This window comes from Vulcanococcus sp. Clear-D1 (assembly GCF_014654725.1).
GTDB lineage: Bacteria > Cyanobacteriota > Cyanobacteriia > PCC-6307 > Cyanobiaceae > Vulcanococcus.
Genome location: NZ_JACVZV010000038.1, coordinates 1 through 19,725, shown reverse-complemented (window position 1 = coordinate 19,725; position 19,725 = coordinate 1). Strand labels below are relative to the sequence as shown.

The 19,725-nt window shown below is 65.2% G+C and carries 24 protein-coding genes and 1 tRNA gene; 16 read left to right on the top strand and 9 right to left on the bottom strand.

Annotation, left to right across the window (positions count from 1 at the left end; genetic code table 11):
• The first annotated feature begins 31 nt into the window (after positions 1–31).
• Positions 32–853 carry an alpha/beta hydrolase gene (locus H9532_RS14835; RefSeq protein ID WP_296369957.1) on the top strand — a complete coding sequence of 274 codons (822 nt, stop codon included), beginning with the start codon at positions 32–34 and terminating at the stop codon, positions 851–853.
• Here the strand turns inward: H9532_RS14835 and H9532_RS14830 are convergent.
• The gene (locus H9532_RS14830) at positions 805–2,604 is read right to left on the bottom strand and encodes an ABC transporter ATP-binding protein (protein ID WP_296369955.1); all 1,800 of its coding nucleotides are present in this window, start codon (positions 2,602–2,604) and stop codon (positions 805–807) included. The genes H9532_RS14835 and H9532_RS14830 overlap by 49 nt on opposite strands.
• Positions 2,604–3,251 carry an ATP phosphoribosyltransferase gene (hisG, locus tag H9532_RS14825; RefSeq protein ID WP_296369953.1) on the bottom strand — a complete coding sequence of 216 codons (648 nt, stop codon included), beginning with the start codon at positions 3,249–3,251 and terminating at the stop codon, positions 2,604–2,606. Before hisG ends, H9532_RS14830 begins: the two co-directional genes overlap by 1 nt.
• A 29-nt stretch (positions 3,252–3,280) precedes the next feature.
• On the opposite strand from hisG, the gene gloB reads away from it, so the two are divergent.
• Entirely contained in the window at positions 3,281–4,054 is a 774-nt protein-coding gene (gene gloB / locus H9532_RS14820) for a hydroxyacylglutathione hydrolase (protein ID WP_296369951.1), read from the top strand.
• A gap of 4 nt (positions 4,055–4,058) precedes the next feature.
• Here the strand turns inward: gloB and H9532_RS14815 are convergent, their stop codons facing one another.
• On the bottom strand, positions 4,059–5,186 hold the full coding sequence (locus H9532_RS14815; RefSeq protein WP_296369949.1) for an ABC transporter ATP-binding protein: 1,128 nt from the start codon (positions 5,184–5,186) through the stop codon (positions 4,059–4,061).
• Between the two features lie 43 nt (positions 5,187–5,229).
• Between H9532_RS14815 and H9532_RS14810 the strand changes: the two genes are divergently transcribed.
• The gene (locus tag H9532_RS14810; protein ID WP_296369947.1) at positions 5,230–5,628 is read left to right on the top strand and encodes a Rid family detoxifying hydrolase; all 399 of its coding nucleotides are present in this window, start codon (positions 5,230–5,232) and stop codon (positions 5,626–5,628) included.
• Position 5,629: 1 nt separating this feature from the next.
• Here H9532_RS14810 and H9532_RS14805 read toward each other — a convergent pair whose 3' ends face one another.
• The gene (locus tag H9532_RS14805) at positions 5,630–6,220 is read right to left on the bottom strand and encodes an alpha-ketoglutarate-dependent dioxygenase AlkB (protein WP_296369945.1); all 591 of its coding nucleotides are present in this window, start codon (positions 6,218–6,220) and stop codon (positions 5,630–5,632) included.
• Positions 6,217–6,885 carry a M23 family metallopeptidase gene (locus H9532_RS14800; protein WP_296370165.1) on the bottom strand — a complete coding sequence of 223 codons (669 nt, stop codon included), beginning with the start codon at positions 6,883–6,885 and terminating at the stop codon, positions 6,217–6,219. Before H9532_RS14800 ends, H9532_RS14805 begins: the two co-directional genes overlap by 4 nt.
• A gap of 94 nt (positions 6,886–6,979) precedes the next feature.
• Here H9532_RS14800 and H9532_RS14795 point away from each other — a divergent pair, with 94 nt between their 5' ends.
• From H9532_RS14795 to H9532_RS14785, 3 genes are all read left to right on the top strand, one after another.
• Positions 6,980–7,225 (top strand): hypothetical protein, encoded by a 246-nt coding sequence (locus tag H9532_RS14795; RefSeq protein ID WP_296369942.1) that lies wholly within the window; start codon positions 6,980–6,982, stop codon positions 7,223–7,225.
• A 12-nt stretch (positions 7,226–7,237) separates the two neighbouring features.
• Positions 7,238–7,311, top strand: a tRNA-Pro gene (locus tag H9532_RS14790).
• Between the two features lie 247 nt (positions 7,312–7,558).
• Entirely contained in the window at positions 7,559–7,819 is a 261-nt protein-coding gene (locus H9532_RS14785) for a helix-turn-helix domain-containing protein (protein ID WP_214340527.1), read from the top strand.
• Positions 7,820–7,828: 9 nt separating this feature from the next.
• Here the strand turns inward: H9532_RS14785 and H9532_RS14780 are convergent, their stop codons facing one another.
• The gene (locus H9532_RS14780) at positions 7,829–8,179 is read right to left on the bottom strand and encodes a hypothetical protein (protein ID WP_296369928.1); all 351 of its coding nucleotides are present in this window, start codon (positions 8,177–8,179) and stop codon (positions 7,829–7,831) included.
• A 71-nt stretch (positions 8,180–8,250) separates the two neighbouring features.
• Here H9532_RS14780 and H9532_RS14775 point away from each other — a divergent pair, with 71 nt between their 5' ends.
• The 4 genes from H9532_RS14775 to H9532_RS14760 all read left to right on the top strand — a co-directional run bounded on the left by H9532_RS14775 (position 8,251) and on the right by H9532_RS14760 (position 11,243).
• Complete coding sequence (locus tag H9532_RS14775; protein ID WP_296369927.1) at positions 8,251–9,312, top strand: glycoside hydrolase family protein; 1,062 nt, start codon at positions 8,251–8,253, stop codon at positions 9,310–9,312.
• Between the two features lie 42 nt (positions 9,313–9,354).
• Positions 9,355–9,522, top strand: a complete 168-nt coding sequence (locus H9532_RS14770) for a hypothetical protein (protein WP_296369926.1) — start codon at positions 9,355–9,357, stop codon at positions 9,520–9,522.
• Between the two features lie 169 nt (positions 9,523–9,691).
• Positions 9,692–10,057 (top strand): AbrB family transcriptional regulator, encoded by a 366-nt coding sequence (locus H9532_RS14765; RefSeq protein ID WP_296369925.1) that lies wholly within the window; start codon positions 9,692–9,694, stop codon positions 10,055–10,057.
• A 553-nt stretch (positions 10,058–10,610) separates the two neighbouring features.
• Positions 10,611–11,243, top strand: a complete 633-nt coding sequence (locus tag H9532_RS14760) for a hypothetical protein (RefSeq protein WP_296369920.1) — start codon at positions 10,611–10,613, stop codon at positions 11,241–11,243.
• A gap of 19 nt (positions 11,244–11,262) precedes the next feature.
• On the opposite strand, the gene H9532_RS14755 is transcribed toward H9532_RS14760, so the two are convergent.
• On the bottom strand, positions 11,263–13,572 hold the full coding sequence (locus tag H9532_RS14755; RefSeq protein WP_296369918.1) for an AAA family ATPase: 2,310 nt from the start codon (positions 13,570–13,572) through the stop codon (positions 11,263–11,265).
• Position 13,573: 1 nt separating this feature from the next.
• Between H9532_RS14755 and H9532_RS14750 the strand changes: the two genes are divergently transcribed.
• From H9532_RS14750 to H9532_RS14740, 3 genes are all read left to right on the top strand, one after another.
• On the top strand, positions 13,574–14,449 hold the full coding sequence (locus H9532_RS14750) for a hypothetical protein (protein WP_296369916.1): 876 nt from the start codon (positions 13,574–13,576) through the stop codon (positions 14,447–14,449).
• A gap of 156 nt (positions 14,450–14,605) precedes the next feature.
• A complete protein-coding gene (locus H9532_RS14745; protein WP_296369914.1) occupies positions 14,606–17,215 on the top strand; it encodes a helicase-related protein in 2,610 nt (869 codons plus the stop codon).
• A 44-nt stretch (positions 17,216–17,259) separates the two neighbouring features.
• Positions 17,260–18,132 carry a DUF3883 domain-containing protein gene (locus H9532_RS14740; RefSeq protein WP_296369912.1) on the top strand — a complete coding sequence of 291 codons (873 nt, stop codon included), beginning with the start codon at positions 17,260–17,262 and terminating at the stop codon, positions 18,130–18,132.
• 11 nt (positions 18,133–18,143) lie between these two features.
• On the opposite strand, the gene H9532_RS14735 is transcribed toward H9532_RS14740, so the two are convergent.
• Positions 18,144–18,446, bottom strand: coding sequence for a type II toxin-antitoxin system RelE/ParE family toxin (locus H9532_RS14735; protein WP_296369910.1), 303 nt, complete (start codon positions 18,444–18,446; stop codon positions 18,144–18,146).
• Positions 18,427–18,660, bottom strand: a complete 234-nt coding sequence (locus H9532_RS14730; RefSeq protein WP_296369908.1) for an addiction module protein — start codon at positions 18,658–18,660, stop codon at positions 18,427–18,429. The genes H9532_RS14735 and H9532_RS14730 overlap by 20 nt, the downstream gene beginning before the upstream one ends.
• Positions 18,661–18,760: 100 nt before the next feature.
• Between H9532_RS14730 and H9532_RS14725 the strand changes: the two genes are divergently transcribed.
• The 3 genes from H9532_RS14725 to H9532_RS14715 all read left to right on the top strand — a co-directional run.
• The gene (locus H9532_RS14725) at positions 18,761–19,018 is read left to right on the top strand and encodes a plasmid stabilization protein (protein WP_296369906.1); all 258 of its coding nucleotides are present in this window, start codon (positions 18,761–18,763) and stop codon (positions 19,016–19,018) included.
• An 11-nt stretch (positions 19,019–19,029) separates the two neighbouring features.
• Entirely contained in the window at positions 19,030–19,458 is a 429-nt protein-coding gene (locus tag H9532_RS14720) for a type II toxin-antitoxin system VapC family toxin (RefSeq protein ID WP_296369904.1), read from the top strand.
• Positions 19,455–19,725 (top strand): DUF1156 domain-containing protein (locus H9532_RS14715; protein WP_296369902.1); only part of this gene is annotated, 271 nt, incomplete at its 3' end. The genes H9532_RS14720 and H9532_RS14715, both read left to right, overlap by 4 nt.

The window sequence follows — 19,725 nt, the reverse complement described above, 5'->3', positions numbered from 1 at the left end:
GCCTGATCCTCTCCCACTCTGGCCAAAGCTGATGCAGGCTGGAGACCCTTCAACCACCGGAAGCCCCCTGGAGCGCTCTCCCCTGCTGGTGTGTGTGCACGGCTGGCTGCTCTCGGGCCGCCTATGGCAGCCCCTCACCGAAGCGCTCAGCCCCGACTGGGAGTGTTGGACGCCAGACCTGCCGGGCTTCGGTGGCCAGCCGAGGCCGCGGGGCCTGCAACCCAGCCTGGCGAGCTATGGCCGCTGGTTAGCCGAGGCTGCTCGCGAGCAGGCCGCTGAGCGCCCGCTGGTGTTGGTGGGCCATTCCCTGGGCGGGAGCCTCGTGGTGCATGCCGCACCCCATCTGGGCTCGCAACTGGCAGGGGTCGTGCAGGTGGCCTCGGGTGGCGGTGTGTTTCAGCCGCGGCCGTTTCGCATGGTGCGCCGCGGTGGCGCCGCCTTCCTGCGATGGCGGCCGGGCTGGCTGGCGCAGCTGCCCGGCACGGAGGCCATTCGCAGCCCGCTGGTGGCGGAGCTGCGCGCCGCCCGCGGGCTACTGGCCTCGAGCATGCAACGCGGTGCCGTGCGCCAGCTGCCGGGCCTGGTGGCGCAGCTGCAGGTGCCCAGCCTCTGGGTGGTGGGCAGCCGCGACACCGTGATGGAGCCCCGCTACGTGCGCCATCTGGCGGGTTACAGCTCCGACCATCAACTGGAGGTACTGGAGGGGGAAGGGCACCTACCGATGCGCACAGCGCCGGCCACCCTGGCCGCCTTGATCAGCGCGTGGTTGCAGGAGCAGGGTTGGCCGCGCCGGTCGGCGGAGGCTCAGAGCCTGGCCAGCCCGCGCTCCTGGAGTTCGGCGAGCTGCGCGTAAAGACCACCGGCAGCCCGCAAGGCGATGTGGCTGCCCTGCTCGATCAGCCGGCCCCGCTGCAGCACCAGGATGCGATCGGCCGCTTCCACGGTGGCCAGGCGGTGGGCGATCACGATGGCTGTGCGATCGCGCAGCAGCCGATCCAGATCGCGCTGCAGGGTGGCTTCGGTGGAAGGATCGAGGAAGGCGGTGGCCTCATCCATCACCAGCACGGAGGGATCGCGGATGGCCACGCGCGCCACCGCGAGCAGTTGGCGTTCGCCGGACGAGAGATTGCCACCCCGTTCGCGCAGCTCCGTATCAAGCCCCTGAGGGAGACGCTGCAGCAACGGTTCAAGGCCGAGCTCCTGGCAGAGACGCTGCAGGTCAATGTCGCTGATCGCAGCATCGAGGCGCAGGTTGTCGGCCACGTTGCCGCTGAACAGGAAGGTGTCCTGTAACACCACACCCAGCCGCTGGCGCAGGGTGGGGATGGGCAGTTCGCGGATATCGATGCCATCGAGCAGGATCCGGCCCTGCTGCGGTTCGTAAAGGCGGCAGAGCAGGCGGATCACCGTGCTCTTGCCGGAACCGGTGGGGCCCACCAGAGCCACATGCTCACCCGGTGCGATGCGGAAAGAGAGGTTGGTGAGGATCGGATCATCGGCCCGGTAGGCGAACGACACGTTCTCGAACACCACTTCGCCGGCGCTGCTGCGCTCACGGCCGCTCACCACAGCCGCCGCAGAGCGCTGCTCCTGGGGCAGTTCCTGGATCTCAATCGGCTCTTCCATCAGTTCGCCGATGCGCTCCACCGCGGTGAGGCCGCCCTGGATCTGGGTGAAGCGCTCAGCCAACTGCCGCAGCGGGTCAAACAAACGCTGGGAATAAAGAATGAAGGTGGTGAGGGTGCCCAGGCCCATGGCCCCTGCCGTGACCATCCAGCCCCCCAGGGCCAGCACCAGGGCAATCGCCCCGAGGGACACCCACTCGATCAGGGCGGAGATGGCTGAGTCGTAGAAGATCGTTCCGTTCACCGCCTGGCGGTAAGCCGCAGTGGTTGTGCCGAAGCGGGCGGAGTTGTAGGCCTCGCGGCGGAACATCTGCACCACCTCAAGCCCCTGCAGGTTTTCTTGCAAATCCGCATTGAGCTGGCTCAGCTCTTCGCGCACGCGGTAGTTGGCCTTGCGGTAGCGGCGCTGCAGCCAAAGCATGGTGAGCGTGACCGGCACCTGCGAGGCCAGCAGCAACACCCCCAGCCGAGGTTCGATCGCAATCATCGTGGCGGCGATCACCAGCAGAGTGACCAGATCGGCCAGCAGACCCACCGCGCCGCTGCCAAACACCTCCGCCAGAGCATCCACATCGCTGGTGAGGCGGGTGAGCAGCTTGCCCACCGGCGTGTGGTCGTGAAAGCGGAGCGAGAGATCGAGCGCGTGGGCGAACAGATCGTTGCGGATGCGGGCCGTGAGCCGCTGGCCGACCGCCTGCACGTTGAAGCTCTGCAGGCCCTGCAAGCCAAGCCGCACGAGCACGGCCACCAGCAGCAGCAACACCAGGGTGCGCAACTGCTGCGCCAGAGGCATCGGCTCCAGCCAAGCGAGCACCGGCTCCTGGCGCAGGGCTGAAATCGCCTGTCCCACCAGCAGCGGCTGCACAGCTGCCGCTCCGGCCACCGGGATCAACAGGACCAGCGTGAGCAAGAGGCGCTTGCGGTCGCGGCCCAGGTAGGGCAGCAGGCGCAGTAAGCGTTGACGGTCGCGATCAGCCATCAGGTGGCAGGCCGGCTGGACACCGCCGCGATCTGATCCACGATCCCCTGCAGCTCACCGCCATCCAGGCGGAGTGAGAGGGGGTGGCCCACCAGACGAGCCGTGGAGTGGAACAGATCTTCGATGGCGATCAAGCCGTTCTCCACCAAGGTGCGGCCGGTGGCCACAAGATCCACAATCGCTTCACTCATGCCGGTGATCGGCCCGAGCTCCACCGAACCCGCCAGATGGATGAGCTCCACCGGCAGATCAAGGGCTTCGAAATACTCCTCGGCGCAACGGGTGAACTTGCTCGCGATGCGGCAGTGGGCCGGGAGATCGGCGGCACGGCGGTAGGGGCTGGTGGCCTTCACGGCCACGCTCATGCGGCAGCCGCCGAAGCCAAGATCCACCAGATGGGCCACCGGCAGCTGGTGTTCGCGCAGCACGTCGTAGCCCACCACCCCGAGCTGGGCTTGGCCGTAGGCCACGTACACCGGCACGTCTGCGTTGCGCACCAAGAGGGCCCGGGCCCGGCCGCAGGCGCTCGGCACCATCAACTGGCGATTGCCCGGCTCCAGCACGGCGGCGAAATCGAGCCCGGCAGCGGCAAAGCGCGCCACGGAATCCTTGAGGAGGGCTCCCTTGGCCAGCGCGACGGTGATCATGGGAGTCAGCCTGAACCGGGACTTTAACGATGCAACAGGCCCTCACCACGGCCCCGATCGCCCAGCGGGTGTCGCTGATTCCGGTGCTGAGCGACAACTATGTCTTTGTGCTGCATGGCGCCAGCCGCGGGCAGGCGGTGGTGGTGGATCCGGCCGTGGCCGAACCGGTGATCAGCTGGCTCGAGCAGCGCGGGCTGGAGCTCAGCGCGATCCTGCACACCCATCACCACCACGACCACATCGGCGGCACACCAGGCTTGCTGCAGCGCTGGCCCAAGGCGGCCATAATTGCCAGTGGCGCCGATCAAGCCCGCATTCCGCTGCAGACGCTGGCGGTGCAGGGGGGAGATCAGCTGGAGCTCCTGGGCCGCAGCGTTGCGGTGCTGGCCGTGCCGGGTCACACCGCCCATCACATCGCCTTCTATCTGCCGCCAGCCGGGGATGACGGCGGCCATCTGTTCTGCGGCGACACGCTCTTTGCCGCGGGATGCGGCCGTCTGTTTGAAGGCACACCGCAACAGATGCATGCCTCGCTGCAAGCACTCACTGCGCTGCCAGAAGCCACAAAGGTGTGGTGCGCCCACGAATACACCGCCGGCAACCTGCGCTGGGCAGCAGTGCAATGCCCTGGTGATGTCGCGATTCAGGAGCGGCTGGCTGTTGTGGAAGCGCTCAGGGCCAGGAATGAACCCACCATTCCCAGCAGCATCGGCCTCGAGCGGGCCACCAACCTGTTTGTGCGGGCGGCTGATGCCGACACCCTGCGCAAGCTGCGCGGCAGCAAGGACCTCTGGAAGGGCTGATCGATCAGAGGGGGGCGGTAGCGGCAGCAGCCACCAGATCCACACCCGCGGGGAACAACCGCACCGGCTCACCCGCCCGCAGCCGCAGCCGGCAGCGCTGCCCGCGGTTGTAGTCGTGCTCGAGCGGCAAGCGCAGGCGCAGTCGCCCCTGGCCGCATTGCACCTGGTAGAGCCATTCGCGGCCAAGAAATTCACGGCCCAGCACCCAGGCCTCAGCGTTGTCATCCGGGGTGAGCAGGATGCCCCGGGGGCTCACCAACACCTGCAGATCGTCGGCCTCGGAGGGGGAGGGAAGCTGCACGCCGGCCGGTGCCTCCAGAGCGCCGAAGGCCGTGGTGAGGGTGCTGCCCTGCCAGCTGGCGGGGAGCAGGTTGCTCTGCAGCACGAAGCGACCCACAAAGGCGGTGGCCGGCGCTGCCACCAGTTCCTGGGGGCTGGCGCACTGGTGCAGATGGCCGGATTCGAGCACCGCCACCCGATCACAGATGGCCAGAGCTTCCTCCGGGTCGTGGGTCACGATCACACCGCTGGCGCCGCAGCGGGCCAACACACCGGGGAGCTCGGCCCGCAGCCGCAGGCGCACCTCCACATCCAGGTTGGAGAAGGGTTCATCCAGCAGCACCAGCGAACAGCCGGGAGCGAGGGCCCGAGCCAGGGCCAGGCGCTGGCGCTGCCCTCCGGAGAGTTCGTGCGGATAGCGATGCTCCAGCCCTTTCAGCCCCAGCAACTCCAGCAACCAGGCGGCGCGGCTGCTGTCCTGCCCCCGGCGCAAACCGAAGCAAGCATTGCGCCAGGCATCGAGGTGGGGGAACAGGGCGTAGTCCTGAAACACCATGCCCACGCCACGCCGCTCCGGCGGCAACCAACGGTGAGGGCCTGCCACCTCCTGCCCGCCGATGCGTACCACACCGCGATCGGGTTGCTCAAAGCCTGCAATCAGCCGCAGCAGCGTGGTTTTGCCGCAACCGGATGGCCCGAGCAGGCCCACCAGTTCTCCGGGGCGCAGCTGGAACTGGATGTCGCGCAGGGTCCAATCGCCCGTGGAAGCCGCACCGCGGTAGCGATGCCACAGCCCATCGAGCTCCACCTGGGGCCGCAGCGGCAACTCAGGGTTGGACAGCTCGATTCGCATCAGGCGCTCTGGCCATAGGCTCAGCGCCCATCTTCCCTCCAGCATGACCAGCCCCACGATCGAAGCCGTGACCACGAGCGCTGCTCCGGCGCCGGTGGGCCCTTACAACCAGGCCGTGAAGGCTGGGGGGGTGCTCTATTGCAGCGGTCAGATCGCCCTGGATCCGGCCACCGGAGCGATGGTGGGCAATGGCGATGTGGAAGCGGAAACCCGCCAGGTGCTCAGCAACCTCAAGGCGGTGCTGAGCGAAGCGGGCTGCACCCCCCAACAGGTGGTGCGCACCACCGTGTTTCTGGCTGACCTCGGCGATTTCACCAAAGTGAATGCCCTCTATGCCGAGGTGTTCGGAGCCGGCGTGTCGCCGGCGCGGGCCTGCGTGGAAGTGGCGGCGCTGCCGAAGGATGCCCGGGTGGAGATCGATTGCATCGCCGTGCTCGGCTGATTCAAGTTGGCCTGATCACCCGAAAGGTGAGGTTGATCCGCTCCTGCCTCACCCGCGCCCGCGGCGGCAGCGCGTGCTGCCAATGGCGCTGGCTGGGCGGATCCATCACCAAGAGGTCGCCATCGCCAAGGCGCACCGCAAAGGCGGCCTCACTGCCATGTCGGGGCCGAAAGCGCAGATCGCGGGCCGCCCCCAGGCTGAGGGAGACGATCGGGGCCAGATCGTCGAGCTCGGGTTCGTCATCAGCGTGCCAACCCATCCGATCAGCACCATCGCGGTAGCGATTGAGCAGCAGGCTGTTGAAGCGCACCCCCAGCTGATCCAGCAACAGCTGACGCAGGATCTCAAGCTCGGCCGTCCAGGGGTGGATCGCTTGCTGCAGGCCGCTGTAGCGGTAGGCGCAACCGGGATCAGCCACCCAGCAGGTGAGCCGCGGCGTGCGGTGCTGCTTGCCATACACGATGACCAGCGGCTGCTCCCAGGCCAGGCCGAGACTTAAGGCCTGGCGCAGCTGCGGGGTCTGGATGCCTTGCTGCTGGAGCCAAGCCACACCATGACGCAGCTGCAGGCCGGAGCGCTCGATCCGGATCAAGGCGAGGGGAACGGCAGACCCTGAGCCTGCTGCAACGGCGGTGGAGCCTGGGGCAGCAGGCGTGTGGCCTGATCGATCAAGGGCGTTGGATCCAGCGCCAACATCCGATCGCCATCGCGGCGTCGCAGCTCCACATGCAGGTGTGGTCCGCTGGCACGACCGCTCTGACCAACCTGGCCCATGGGGCTAGCAGCGGGAAGAAAGTCTCCCGGCTGCACCGAGGCCGACAACAGATGGGCATACAGGGTCTGCCAACCGCGGCCGTGATCGAGCACCACGGTGAGGCCATAGCCATCGAGCTCCTCCACCAGCACCACATGGCCAGGGAGCATCGCCAGCACCGGGGTTCCCTCTGGGGCGACTAGGTCTTGCCCGGCATGCATGCGCCAGGCCTGGCGACTGTCCGAGTAGCGCCAGCCGTAGGGGTCGACCTCCTCAGCCTGGATCGCCAGTGGGTACACCAGGCGCAGGGGTTCGCCGGCACGCAGGGGCCAGGCAGCCTCTTGCGAGAGCTGGGCTGGCGCAACGCTGGCCAGCACAACATCGGCCACCGGTGTTTCAGCGGGAACCTGCGAAGGCCGAGGCGGGATCGCCTGGTCTAGTGAGGCATCCAGCCGTGGTTCCGCCTGCACCGCCAAGCCCAAGGAGGCGCAGAAGGCCAGCACAACCAGCAATAACCGCCGAGCGTTCAAGCAGCCCCGTCCCAGGTTGCACGCGTTGTACCGGGCCCCTAGAAAAAGGCCAGAGCTTCCCGAGCCAATGCGCTTCGCCGCCCTGTCTGCCGTGGCTGCGTTCGGCTTGCTGCAGAGCACGCCCGCACTAGCCGGCTCCGCCACAGCCGGTTCGATCATGAGCGAGCAGGCAGCGATTGCGATCGCAACCAGCTCGATGCCAGCCGGCAACAGCGTGACCCGGACGCAGTGCACCACGATGGTGCGCGCCCTCTCAGCCCGCTACCGCTGCACGGTGTGGTGGAGCCCTGCCACCGGCGAGGGCGACGGGTAAGCTCCGACACGACGGGGCGTGGCGCAGCTTGGTAGCGCGGGTGCTTTGGGAGCACTAGGTCGCAGGTTCGAATCCTGTCGCCCCGATTGACTTCTGACCAACAAAGCCCGAGCAGCGGGCTCAAAACGGGCTCAAAAATCCGTCCCATTCAGGCGGAGAGTGTCAGGGGTTGTCAGGGCCGCCCCCCCGTAGCCTCCAGTGCGAGCAAGCCTCAACGGCGGCGATACAGAGCTGCGTCATCCCTGAACGCATCCATCCCCTTTCGCCGGATCCGCTGATGGATCGATCGCAGATCTCCGATCCCAGGAGTTCCTGTCCTTCGCATCCACACCGATGACCCATACCCCCCACTGGTCCGTGCAGCGTCAGGCCGCTGACTGCCTGGGCGTGAGCGAGCGGACCCTGCATCGCTGGCGCTCCGCCGGCCTGCTCAAGCCGGGCGAGCACTTCCGCCGCAAGTTCCCCTCGCCCAACAGCCCGCTGCTCTACCACCTGGAGCGGTGCGAGGAGGCCATGAACCACGCCTGTGCACGTCCTTGGCAGCAGCTCGAGCGGGCGCCCCAATGCTCCCGAGAGAACCTCAAGCGCCGCTGAAGACGGCCCTCAGGGCTGGCCCTGGCCCCTCCCACCAACGGAGCTCCCCAGAGCCAAACCCGCCAGGATGCTGAGCCCCTGATTCACCGCGTCATCAACGCGGCCTTGGGGCCGGGCACAGAACAACGCCACGGGGTGCTCGGGTGTGGAAGCGCCCGAGGGTTGCTTTGGCGCATCGGGATCCACAACACCGCCGGAGCTGCCTGGCCCATCCACCCGCCGCTCCAGCGCCGGCAACCCATTCATCCGGACGTACAGCCAGCTGAGGGCGGTGCAATTGAGCAGATCAAACGCCAACGTGGCGCCCTGGAACCCCAGGATCCCGGTGGAGATCCAGACCACCAGCCGGCGGGAATCCATCGAGCGCGTTCGAACTGCTTGAAAGGGTTCCGAGGCCGCCGGAACCCTCAAGCGTTCTCTGCCTCGCCTCAATGCCACTCACCCCTGAGGGCTGGACCCTGCTCAAAACCTGGGAGGGCTGCCGCCTGAACGCCTATCCCGACCCCGCCAGTGGCGGTGCTCCCTGGAGCATCGGCTACGGCCACACCGGCGCGGAGGTGGTGCCGGGGCTAACGATCACGCAGGAGCAGGCCGAGACCTGGCTCAAGCAAGACGTGGCCGAGGCTGCAGCTGCTGTGGATCGCCTCCTGAACGGCGTCACGCTCTCGCCCCGTCAGCGCGATGCCCTGATCAGCTTCTGTTTCAACGTGGGGGCTGGGGCTATGGAAGGCTCAACCCTGCGGCGCCGCTGCCTGGCAGGCGAATCTCCTGCCGTGGTGATCACGCAGGAGTTCCCGCGCTGGTGCAAAGGGCCAAACGGGCCGGTGGAAGGGCTCAAGCGGCGCCGGGCTGCGGAAGTGCAACACGCTCAAAGACTCGAGGAGACAGCAGCGCGCTCAACTGCTGCTCAAGCCAACCCAGCCAGCGCCTCTGGCCTCATCCAGCTTCCTGTTCCTTACCTCAGCCAAAACGACAGCGCCACCAGCCAGGGCAGCCGCATGTGCTTTTCCTCCAGCTGCGCCATGGCCGCTGCCTTCCTCAAACCCGATGCCATCCAGGGCCCCGGCCAGCCGGACGATCAATACCTGGCGTTGGTGCAGCGCCATGGCGACACCACCGATGCCAGCGCCCAGGTGAAGGCGCTGCAAACCCTTGGGCTGCAGGCACGCTTCCGAACGGATGGCTCCATCGAACACCTAATTGAGCAACTCGAACGGGGACTCCCTTGCCCGGTGGGTTGGTTACACAGAGGCCCTGTCTCTACGCCCACAGGCGGCGGGCACTGGAGCCTGGTGATCGGCTGGGATCCAGCCAAGCGCCAGGTCCTGATGCATGACCCCAACGGAGAAGCCGATCTGGTGAACGGCGGCTACGTGAACACGTCCATTGGCAGCGGAGCTGCCCAGCGGTACTCCGAGCGCAACTGGGGTCGCCGCTGGATGGTGGAGGGAGCCGGAACCGGCTGGTGGATTCAGATCAACACGGGGACTTGATCAGGGCAGCGGGGAACACTTTCTGCAGTTGCTCCGAGTTCCATGAACTACACCCCAGCCATGACAGCCATCCCCCTACACAACGATCACCATGTGCGCCTGGGACTGGAAGCGCAGCTGCGCCAGTGCTGGGCGATGTACAACGCTCTCCCGACAGAAGCCAACCGTTATCAGGTTGTCAGACTGGAGCGCTTACTGCTGAGCCTTTGATGGCATCAACCCCACGAGGGGTGTGTCAACCAAGCCAGGCAGAAGATGACAACTACTTGTCCAAGGAGGTCTGAGGAGGCCTCCCTTTTTTGTGGCCCAAAAACCGGGCCGAACATGCAGAACCATCGCTGCATTCGTTACTATCCATGCATAAATCTCCTTCCACACCATGCTCACGGGTTCTGACCTGCTCGCCAAAGTGAAAGAGCTGGGCGACGTCTCCAAATCGGATCTGGTTCGCAGCTGCGGCTACGTGAGCACCAAAAAGGATGGCGGCGAGCGCCTCAACTTCACCGCCTTCTATGAAGCCCTGCTGGAGGCCAAAGGCCTGAGCCTCGGCAACGACGGCGTGGGTCGTGGCAAAGGTGGCCGCAAGCTCAGCTACACCGCCACGGTGCAGGGCAACGGCAATCTCTTGATCGGCAAGGCCTACACCGCCATGCTCGACCTCAAGCCCGGCGATGAGTTTGAAATCAAGCTCGGTCGCAAGCAGGTGCGCCTCCTTCCCGCTGGCGGTGTGGACGAGGAGGAGTGATCTCCTGAGGGTGGAAGGGAGCCGCTGTTGATCAGCGGCTCTTCACGCAGTAACTGCCCGAGCTGTACCAGCCCAGAGGACAACTGCTGCCCTGCTTCTGGATCGCTTCGCGGTTGTTGCTTGGACTACTCACGCAGTAAGCGCCAGAGCTGTAAAAACCTAGCGGACAGCTGCCGCCTGTCTTTTCAAGTGCGCCATGTGTGTTGCTGCTCCTGGAAGGCACGCAGTAGCTCCCGGAGGCGTAGTAGCCCAGCGGGCACCCTCCCACTTTCGGGAGGGGTTGAACGGGCTGTTGAGCAAGAACGCTTTTGCTAGCGAGAGTTGCGACAATCAAGGCAGAGCTCAATAGCAACGCTTGCACGCGATGCTTGCGTTGGTGCCTGCGGGACCTTGGCATGGCTAACAGTCAGTTGATCCAAGCTGCACCGAGCGTAGCCAGAACAAACAGCGCTCAATCAAGCGACACAACGATGCGGATCTCGCATCACTTCTGAGAGATCTACCGCATTGCGAGTAACGGCGTCATAGAGCAGATTGATCACAATGTTGAACCATGCGTTATCCATCCATCCGGCTGGCCATAGCCGCTAGCGCCCTAGTCATCTCTGCCACACCCAGTATGGCCGGGGTGTATCAGGCGCTGTGTTCAGGAAACTCTGAATGCACTGTCACCATGGCCAATGGCCAGATTTCAGCCCCTGGCGTTGTGATTCAGAAGGATCAGGTGCTGTCGTGGTCGCAGGGGGGATCAGGCAGCAAAACAGATGTCGGTATGGGCGTTGCCGGGCTTGTGGTCTTTGGCCTGCCTGGCCTGATTGGCTTTGCCGCCAAAAAACATGACTACCAATACACGATCAGCTATGTCGACGAAACCGGCAATATTCAGTCCACATCCATTGGCTTCAAGAACAATGTTCCAGCCAATCAGTTCATGATGGAAATGATGGGGATGACTGGCCTGAGTGTTGGCGAAGTCAACAAGGATCTGCAGGCACGTCTCGAGCAGATCAAAGCAGAAGCCAGCGAGAAGGCACGGATCGCGGCTTTGGATTGTGCCCGCGTGCTTAAGCCCTATGACTGCAGCTGGAATGCTTATTTGACAGCCAATCCAGCGGTCCAGATCTGGGCCAACAAATACCCAGCCATGGTGCCATCCGAGAAAGCCAGGCTACGGGCCGTGGATTGAGCGTATCCGTTTGAAAACCTCAATCGCGCTGTCGGCGCTTCGTTGAAAGGCGTCCCGCCATCACAGCTGCCTGACTGGTTGTAACCGGCGGCAGTGGTGTGGATCCTGGGGTTTGGTTTGCTGCGATGGCCGCCTGACAGCGAGCCAGAAGCTCCTGCCGCAGGGCATCGGGCTGCTCAATGCGAATCCCACCGCCAAAGGCAAACAACCAGTTGCGGAGGTCCACGTCCTGGCTCACCGTCCAAGGCGGCAAGTCCAGCTCCACCGGATAGGGATGCATGGCCTCGGATGGCCCAGGCTCCAAAACATGCGGCGCATTGGGGTGATGCCACCACGTGTCTGTCGGTAATGGCTTGGAAAAGCGGGTGTGCTCGATCGGATAGCGCTGCAACCCTTCGCGGATAAACGCGAACGCCCAGGGCGCGCAGCAGAACCTCAACGTGACCAGTGCGGCCTGGCGGCGCTGGGGTGATCCCGTGATCAAGGCCAGTTGTTGCTCCAGGCTGTCGCCGAAATAGATCCCACCACTGAGCCGCAACAAGTCCTCCAGTCGTTGCAATGCTTCCCGGTGCTGCTCAGCGCTGCGGCGCAGATCACCACGACTCCCCTGAGCGCTCATCCTCAGGCGATCGAGCCGTTCGCTGCGGATAAGGCCCTGCTCCTCGCCGATGTGGTCCTCCTCAAACAGCAGGTACCAGCCCACGTTGTGGAAGATCAGCTGCAGCGGCCACACCCGCAGCTCACCTTGCGGGCTATCGGCAAAGGAGCCCATCCCGTCAAATCGCTGCAACTGCACGCGGCGATGCTCAACGATGGCGGTCTCGATCTGTTCGGCCTGCTGAGGTACAGCGAGAGAGTCGCGGCGCACCAGGGCGCTATCAACCAGGGCATGACGCGCATAGCTGCGCACCGGCGTCACATCATCCCGATCGATGCCTGCCCAATCGAGCCGCTGATCGAGCTCCCTCAGCAGATCTTGAGCCGATGGATCCGCCAAACGCCCCGCCGCCTGACGCACCACGTTGTGCAACTCCAGCAGTCGTGGCGGTGAGAGCAAGGCCGTACCCAGGCTGTAGCCATGGCGCACGTTGTCGTTGCGCGTCCGGAAGCCATAGGGGGTGAGCAGCTTCTCCAGGTCTTTGCGCAGGGTTGCTGTTTCACCAGGCAGGTAGCCGCCTGGGATGGCCGCAGTCGCCGCAATCAGATGCTCATGCAGAGACACCCCGGGCTCGGGAGCGCGATCAAACGGCTGTTGCAACAGGTGACGCAACAGGGTTATGACCCGCAAGAACACCGGCCCATCCCCCAATGGAGGCAGCCCTCCATGCACCGGTGCCTGACGGTGGGAGAGCTGAGAACCAGGCGCCAATTGAATCGGCGCTGCGGTGGGTCGTGCGCTGCAGAACCCATTGGCGTCCAGCCAGTCCAGATCAGCGCGCAAAGCGTTCGCGTCGGCGTAGCACTCGCCATGCAACCGCCCCAGGAACGCTGCCGCCCGCGTTGCCAGATCACCCTCAGGCAGTGGGGAGAGGATCGCCTCCAGCTCCGCGGCGCTGGCTGGATCGGCGGCGGAGAGGTCCGGCCAACGGCTCAACAGCCGGATCAGATAAAGCAACCGCTCCAGATCCAGCAGCCGCGAATAACCGTGGCGTTGCAGCTTGCGTTCACGATTCGTGGCCGAGCGGATGCGCCGCTCCAGCCCCGCCAATTCCGCTTGGAGCACCGCTGTGAGCTCCTGGTGGTGCGTTGGCACCACAGCGCAGATCGCAGCAAAGCCCTCGGCTCTGGAGGGCCCAAAGTGCGGATCCGCCAGGGCGGCTGCCATCTCCTGAATCACAGGCACCGGTACCGGCCGCTCTCGCTTGGCGTTCCAGGCCAGTGAGGTGGGTAGATCGGTGTAGAGCCACCAGCCGATCCACTCCAAGGACGCGGGTAACTCCAGGGCTTGGGTGATCGCCAGCCGCCAGGCCCGCCGCGCGTGGGTGGCATCCACGATCACCGGGATCTGGGCTGCCACCGCCTCACGGATGCGTTGGTGCAGCCGTTGCTGGATGTCGACCCAAGGGCCCTGCACGGAGGCGTCGCCAAACACTTCCGCGCGGATCACATCGGTGGAGAGCACCAGGGCAGCGGGATCACCCGGGCCTGTCAGCAAGGGCGCCAGGGCCTTGGCCAGCGTGGTTTTGCCGCTGGCGGGCTGGCCGATCAGCAGGTGGCAGCGCAGCGGCGCCATGCGGCGGAAGCAGGAGATCGCTCCACTCTTTCGCACGAAAAACAGCTGGTTCAAGCCCTGCAGCGCTGACGCTGCATCCAGCCCGGCCTTCGCCACCTTGACCTCACCAGGCCTCTACGCCCCACCTTCTTTGCTGCAGGATCTCCATGTGTTGGACCTGCTTGAGCTGGCCGGCTCCCAGGCCAAGGCCGGTGCAGCTCTGGCCATGCACCAGAGCACCGTCTGCCGCAGCCTGCGGCTGATACAGCGGGAGTTGCGGTTAACGCCCAGACAAGGGCAACCGGTTTGCCGCCATGGCCATAACGACTGCCTGCAACATCTGCGGCTGGCGTACCGGGCGCACCGCTTGATGGATGACGTGGTGCGGATCGGTTGCGACCTGCTCCATCACCCCCTGATCAGCACTCTGCCAACGGTGCAACAGGTGCCGACGCGCTTCCGCAGCGCTGAGCAGTGGGTGGACCTGATCCGCCACGGTCTGCTGGATGGCGCCATCGTGAGCTCCTATGGCTTCGATCAGCCAGTGCTCTCCGGCCAGGCACCGCGCTGGGTGGGAATCAAGGCCAAGCCGCTGGGTGTGTTGGCGTTGCAGCTGATCGCGATCACGCCACTGACGCGCCGAGTGTTGCTGCCGAGCTGTGCGGCTGCTCCGCTCCTGCACCAGACGCTCGAGTGGGCGGGCTTCGCCATCGAGAAACAACCGGCCGCTTGTCAGAACACGGCGGCTTGGCTGAAACGCGCAACGGACCGGCGGCTGGCCCTGCCGGTGATCCCGGCCCTGGTGGGGGAGACCTGGCTGAACGACCACGGCTTGGTGCCGTTGCAGGAGCAGCCACCCCTGATCGAACAGCTCTGGCTGCTCCTGCCTGAGGCCAGCGGAAGCCATAACGCAGTGCAGCAACTTGTCCGCCGACTGCGCACACGCATCAAGGCCAGCGAAACCATGCAGGATCCGCATGAAAACGCGAACTGATTGCTGTAGTCAGGGCGGCGTCATCGCTGACGGATGCGGCAGGGTGAACCACACTGGTGGAACGGCGCTGGCTGTGATGCGCAGGGAGTGGTTGACCGCTGCAGGACCTAGCTGGGGCCAGGCCCCGCAGGTGTCCCCGTGGAGGCCGCTGCAGTCATGACCGCCCGCCTGGAAGACCTCAAACCCGACGCGCTGGTGCAGGGCCTGATGGGCCGTGAGGCGGTGCGGATCGTGAGCGCCGAGATGCTCGGCGACATGGCCTGCAAGGTGGTGTATCGCGGCCAGGACGGTGCCCTGGGCGAGCAGCTCGTGTTTCGCTCCAACGAAGCGGATCTGGAGCTGGCGGGCGGGGGCCGCAAGTGGAGCTTTGCCGGCAACGGTGACCTGTTCCGTCTGGTGAGCGAGGCCGAGCGCATCCGTCTGGCCTACCTGTTCGACCCCTATGTGGCGGTGAGTAGCAGCACGATTGATCCGCTGCCCCACCAGATCAGCGCGGTCTACGAGCACATGCTCCCCAGGCAGCCGATGCGCTTCCTGCTGGCGGATGACCCCGGCGCCGGCAAAACGATCATGGCCGGCCTCCTGATCAAGGAACTGCTGATCCGGGGTGAGATGGAGCGCTGCTTGATCGTGGCGCCGGGTTCGCTCACTGAGCAGTGGCAAGACGAGCTCAAGGAGAAATTCGAGCTGCAGTTCGAGCTGCTCACCCGCGACCTGATCAACGCCACGGGGCTGGGCAACCCGTTTGAGCAGCGGCCGCTGCTGATCGCCCGGATGGACATGCTCTCGCGCGATGAGGAGCTGCAGACGCGCCTGGAGCAGGCGCCGGAGTGGGACCTGGTGGTGTGCGACGAATCCCACCGCATGAGCGCCCACTACTTCGGCAGTGAGGTGAAACGCACCAAGCGCTACGACATGGGCCAGCGGGTGGGGAACCACGCCCGCAACCTGCTGTTGATGACGGCCACGCCGCACAACGGCAAGGAGGAGGACTTCCAGCTGTTCATGGCCTTGCTGGATGAAGACCGCTTTGCCGGCCACCAGCGCGATGCGGTGCACCGCAGCGATCCCACCGACCTGATGCGCCGCCTGGTGAAGGAAGACCTCTACACCTTCGCGGGCACGAAGCTATTCCCAGAGCGCAAGAGTTACACCGCCGAATACGAGCTCTCCGATGCGGAGAAGGTGCTCTATGAGCGGGTCACCGAATACGTGCGCGAGGAGATGAACCGCGCCGACCGCAATGCCAACGAACAAGGCGGCGGCAAGAAGCGGGTGAATGTGGGCTTTGCCTTGATGACCCTGCAGCGGCGTCTGGCGAGCAGTCCGTTTGCGATCCATCGCTCGCTGGAACGCCGGCGCGAACGCCTGGAGAGCCGGCTCAAGGAAGAGCGGTTGTTGCTGGAGGGGCGCGGGGCCGAAGCGCGCCTGGGGCTGGACGCCAAGTTTCAACCCGGCGGGCTCAGCGACGACGACATCGACGACCTCTACGAAGAAGACACCGCCGGCGAGATCGAAAACACAGAAGACGCCTTCACCGATAACGCCACCTCAGCCCAGACCCTGGCGGAACTGGAGTTCGAGATCCAAACGCTCAAGGAGTTGGAGCAGCTGAGCAAGAAGGTGGTGGATCAGCGCACCGATGCCAAATGGCAGGAGCTCGATCGGATCCTCGATGACCCGCTGATGAAGCAGGCCAATGGAGCGCGGCGCAAGTTGGTGCTGTTCACCGAGTTCAAAGACACGCTGATGGATCTGGCCGCCAAGATCCGCGACCGGCTGGGCCGGCCGGAGGCGGTGGTGGAGATCCATGGCGGTGTGGCGCGCGATCGGCGCCGCCAGATCGTGCACGCCTTCATGAACGACCCCGAGGTGGTGGTGCTCCTGGCGAACGACGCCGCTGGGGAGGGCGTGAACCTGCAGCGGGCACACCTGATGGTGAATTACGACCTGCCCTGGAACCCCAACCGGCTGGAGCAGCGCTTTGGCCGCATCCACCGGATCGGCCAGAAGGAGGTGTGCCATCTGTGGAACCTCCTGGCTAAAGACACCCGCGAGGGCGACGTCTACATCCAGCTGCTGCGCAAGCTCGAAGCTGCCCGTGAAGCCTTAGGCGACAAGGTGTTCGACGTGCTCGGCCAACTGTTCTCGGGCCGTTCGCTGCGGGAGTTGTTGATGGATGCCGTCCGCTACAACGAGCGCCCCGATGTGAAAGCCCAGCTGGAGCTGGAGATCGAGGGGGCCGTGGATCAGCGCCACCTGGAGGATCTGCTGGCGCAGCGGGCCTTGGTGCGCCAGGGCATGGATGCCGCCACGGTGGAGCAGTTGCGGCAGCAGATGGAGCGGGCCATGGCGCGCCGCATCCACCCGCACTACGTGCACGACTTCTTCATTGAGGCCTTCCGGCGCTTGGGCGGCAAGGTGAATCCCCGGGAGAAAGGGCGCTACGAGATCACCTACGTGCCGCCACTGCTCCTCGACCGGAACCAACAGATCGGGGTGGGGGTGCCCGTGCAGGGCCGCTACGAGCGGATCTGCTTTGAAAAGGAGCACGTGGCCGACAGTCCACGTGCTGAATTGGTGAGTCCGGGCCACCCCCTGCTGGAGGCCTGCATCTCGCTGGTGTTGGAGCGCGATGGCTCGGTGCTCGGCCAGGGAGCAGTGCTCATCGATGAGCGCGATCTGGGCAGCGAACCGCGCCTGCTGTTCTGCCTGGAGCATGGCCTGCAGACGGGCGCAAGACCCGCGCCGGCCAACAGCAACTGATCTCGAATCGTCTGCAGTTCCTGGAGATCAGCCGCTCGGGTGTGGTGAGCCCTGCAGGTTCGGCTCCATACCTCGACTACCGCCCTCTGCGCGATGGCGAGCAGGAGCTGGTGGCGCCGTTGCTGCAGGAGAGCTGGCTGTCGCAGGACTGGGATGCGCTGGTGCTCCAACACGCAATGACCACGCTGGTGCCCAGGCATCTGGAAGAAGTGTCGGCGGAACGTCTGGAGCGGATCGCCAAGGCCGAGCGGGAGATCAAGGCGCGCATGCAGCGGGAGATCAACCACTGGAGCCGCCGCTACGAAGAACTGAAGCTGCAGGAACAGGCGGGCAAACAGGTGCGGCTACCGGCCAAGGTGGCCAAAGACCGCGCCGAGGTGCTCACCAGCCGGCTCGAAAAACGGCTGGCCCAACTCCAGGCGGAAGCGCAGATCACCGCCAAGGTGCCCAACCTCAAAGGCGGCTCCCTGGTGATCCCGGCGGGCTGGCTCTTGGCGCAGCAGGGGAAGAGCGATCCGCAGGGCGTGGATGCAGCGGCGCGCAAACGGGTGGAACTACTGGCGATGAACGCCGTGTTCGACGCCGAGAAAGCCCTGGGCCGCATGCCCAAAGATGTGAGCGCCGAGCGAGGCCGGGGCTACGACATCGAATCAATCGATGCCGACGGCAACCTCTTCTTCATTGAGGTGAAGGGCCGCGCCGATGGGGCCGACACGGTGACGCTCACGATCAATGAGGTGAACACCGGCCGCAACGCCCCGCACCGCTTCCGGCTCGCCCTGGTGAGCGTGGCTGGTGATCAGGCCGCTGCACCGGTGTACGTGAGCGGGGTGGACTGGGGGCTGCCGGGCTTTGGCGACACGCAGATCACCAAGAACCTGCAGCAGCTGCTCGCCGCAGGGAGGGCACCGCATTGATGAAGCGTTGTCTAGGCGCGCGAGTCAGTCAGCCGCTGCGCAGTCCAACTGGGATCGCGGCGGCAATCAAGGATCGCGTAGATGTCGATCGTGGCCGCCTCGATCAGGTAGTAGAGGGCGAATGGAAACCGTTTAATCAGCATCCGGTGGAAGCCATCCACCTCCAGGTGGATCCCGGCGTAGGTGGGAAGAAGACGAACATCAGCCTCGACGGCATCCAGAAAGCGATCGCCCAGGCCTGGAGCCTGGCGTTCATAGAACAGCCAGCCATTGCGGAGGTCTTCCTTGGCGCCCTCAAGGAGCCTGATGTCCACGCAGCTCAGCCCTCAGTTCATCCATGGCCGTGCCCCAGCTCTGGAACCTGGCCTGGCCCTGCTGCACCTGCCCGCGTCGACTGCGGAGCACGTCGCGGTGCCAAGCAGGAGAGGTCAACTGTTCTGGCGTCTTGGACAGCTCCGCCCAGAGCAGTTCCATGGCCTGGAGTTTTTCGTCGTGCGTCATCTGGGCGAGGGGCAGCTCAACGGGCATGGCTCTCCCAAACAGACCACACCAAAACCTTAGGCAGATCAGCCAGGCCCGCAAGGGCTAGCGTTGACTGCATTGCTGGCATTGCAGGCAGGCAACTCCGATGGCCACCCTCACCATCCGCAATCTCGACGAGCGCACCAAGGCGCAGCTGCGCGTGCAGGCCGCCCGCCATGGCCGATCCATGGAAGAGGAAGCGCGCACCATCCTGCGAACAGCGATCGAATCCAGCCAGGCTGAGGTTCAGGTGGAGCGCCTGGGCAGCCGCATCCATGCCCATTTCGCTGAACTGGGTGGCCTGGAGCTCGATCTGCCGGAACGCAGCTCAAGCCCCGCAGCAGCTGAGTTCGAGCCACGCTGAGAGCCAAGGCGATGCCGGTGATCGTTCTCGACACCAACGTGATCTCCGAGCTGATGCGTCCGCAGCCGGATCAACAGGTACTGGCCTGGGCCAACAGCCTCGATCCCGAGGGCGCAGCGATCACCGCCATGAACGAAGCGGAGATCCTGCATGGCCTGGCGCGCCTGCCGGATGGACGCCGCAAGCAGGCGCTGCGCGAGAGCTGGGATGCACTGGCGGCCGAACTGTTTGCAGGCCGGGTGTGGGCCTTCACCAGCGAGGCCGCCCATTGGTATGGCGAGCTGGTAAGCCACCGCGAACGACTGGCCCGGCCGATCGCCACCGCCGATGCCGTGATCGCCGCCATCGCCCTGGCCCACGCAGCACCGCTGGCCACCCGCAATACCCCTGATTTCGCCGATCTCGGCCTGCAGCTGATCAATCCCTGGACCATCCCATGAGCGACTACCCCGTCAAACGCCGCAAGAAGCTGATCGAGGTCGCCATCCCGCTGGAAGCGATCAATGCGGCATCGGCACGGGAGAAGAGCATTCGCCATGGGCACCCGAGCACCTTGCATTTGTGGTGGGCCAGGCGGCCACTGGCGGCAGCACGAGCAGTGATCTTCTGCCAGATGGTGGACGACCCATCGGCAGTGCCGGAAGAGTTCCCAACCTGGCTGACCGACACAAGTGCGAGACCCGCTGCGACAGAACGGGTCTCAGTCG

Excerpts from the sequence above, each read along its gene's own strand:
- H9532_RS14835 (WP_296369957.1), top strand. The coding sequence starts at position 32 with ATGCAGGCTGGAGACCCTTCAACCACCGGAAGCCCCCTGGAGCGCTCT.
- H9532_RS14830 (WP_296369955.1), bottom strand. The coding sequence starts at position 2,604 with ATGGCTGATCGCGACCGTCAACGCTTACTGCGCCTGCTGCCCTACCTG.
- hisG (WP_296369953.1), bottom strand. The coding sequence starts at position 3,251 with ATGATCACCGTCGCGCTGGCCAAGGGAGCCCTCCTCAAGGATTCCGTG.
- gloB (WP_296369951.1), top strand. The coding sequence starts at position 3,281 with ATGCAACAGGCCCTCACCACGGCCCCGATCGCCCAGCGGGTGTCGCTG.
- H9532_RS14815 (WP_296369949.1), bottom strand. The coding sequence starts at position 5,186 with ATGCGAATCGAGCTGTCCAACCCTGAGTTGCCGCTGCGGCCCCAGGTG.
- H9532_RS14810 (WP_296369947.1), top strand. The coding sequence starts at position 5,230 with ATGACCAGCCCCACGATCGAAGCCGTGACCACGAGCGCTGCTCCGGCG.
- H9532_RS14795 (WP_296369942.1), top strand. The coding sequence starts at position 6,980 with ATGCGCTTCGCCGCCCTGTCTGCCGTGGCTGCGTTCGGCTTGCTGCAG.
- H9532_RS14785 (WP_214340527.1), top strand. The coding sequence starts at position 7,559 with ATGACCCATACCCCCCACTGGTCCGTGCAGCGTCAGGCCGCTGACTGC.
- H9532_RS14780 (WP_296369928.1), bottom strand. The coding sequence starts at position 8,179 with ATGGATTCCCGCCGGCTGGTGGTCTGGATCTCCACCGGGATCCTGGGG.
- H9532_RS14775 (WP_296369927.1), top strand. The coding sequence starts at position 8,251 with ATGCCACTCACCCCTGAGGGCTGGACCCTGCTCAAAACCTGGGAGGGC.
- H9532_RS14770 (WP_296369926.1), top strand. The coding sequence starts at position 9,355 with ATGAACTACACCCCAGCCATGACAGCCATCCCCCTACACAACGATCAC.
- H9532_RS14765 (WP_296369925.1), top strand. The coding sequence starts at position 9,692 with ATGCTCACGGGTTCTGACCTGCTCGCCAAAGTGAAAGAGCTGGGCGAC.
- H9532_RS14760 (WP_296369920.1), top strand. The coding sequence starts at position 10,611 with ATGCGTTATCCATCCATCCGGCTGGCCATAGCCGCTAGCGCCCTAGTC.
- H9532_RS14745 (WP_296369914.1), top strand. The coding sequence starts at position 14,606 with ATGACCGCCCGCCTGGAAGACCTCAAACCCGACGCGCTGGTGCAGGGC.
- H9532_RS14730 (WP_296369908.1), bottom strand. The coding sequence starts at position 18,660 with ATGCCCGTTGAGCTGCCCCTCGCCCAGATGACGCACGACGAAAAACTC.
- H9532_RS14725 (WP_296369906.1), top strand. The coding sequence starts at position 18,761 with ATGGCCACCCTCACCATCCGCAATCTCGACGAGCGCACCAAGGCGCAG.
- H9532_RS14720 (WP_296369904.1), top strand. The coding sequence starts at position 19,030 with ATGCCGGTGATCGTTCTCGACACCAACGTGATCTCCGAGCTGATGCGT.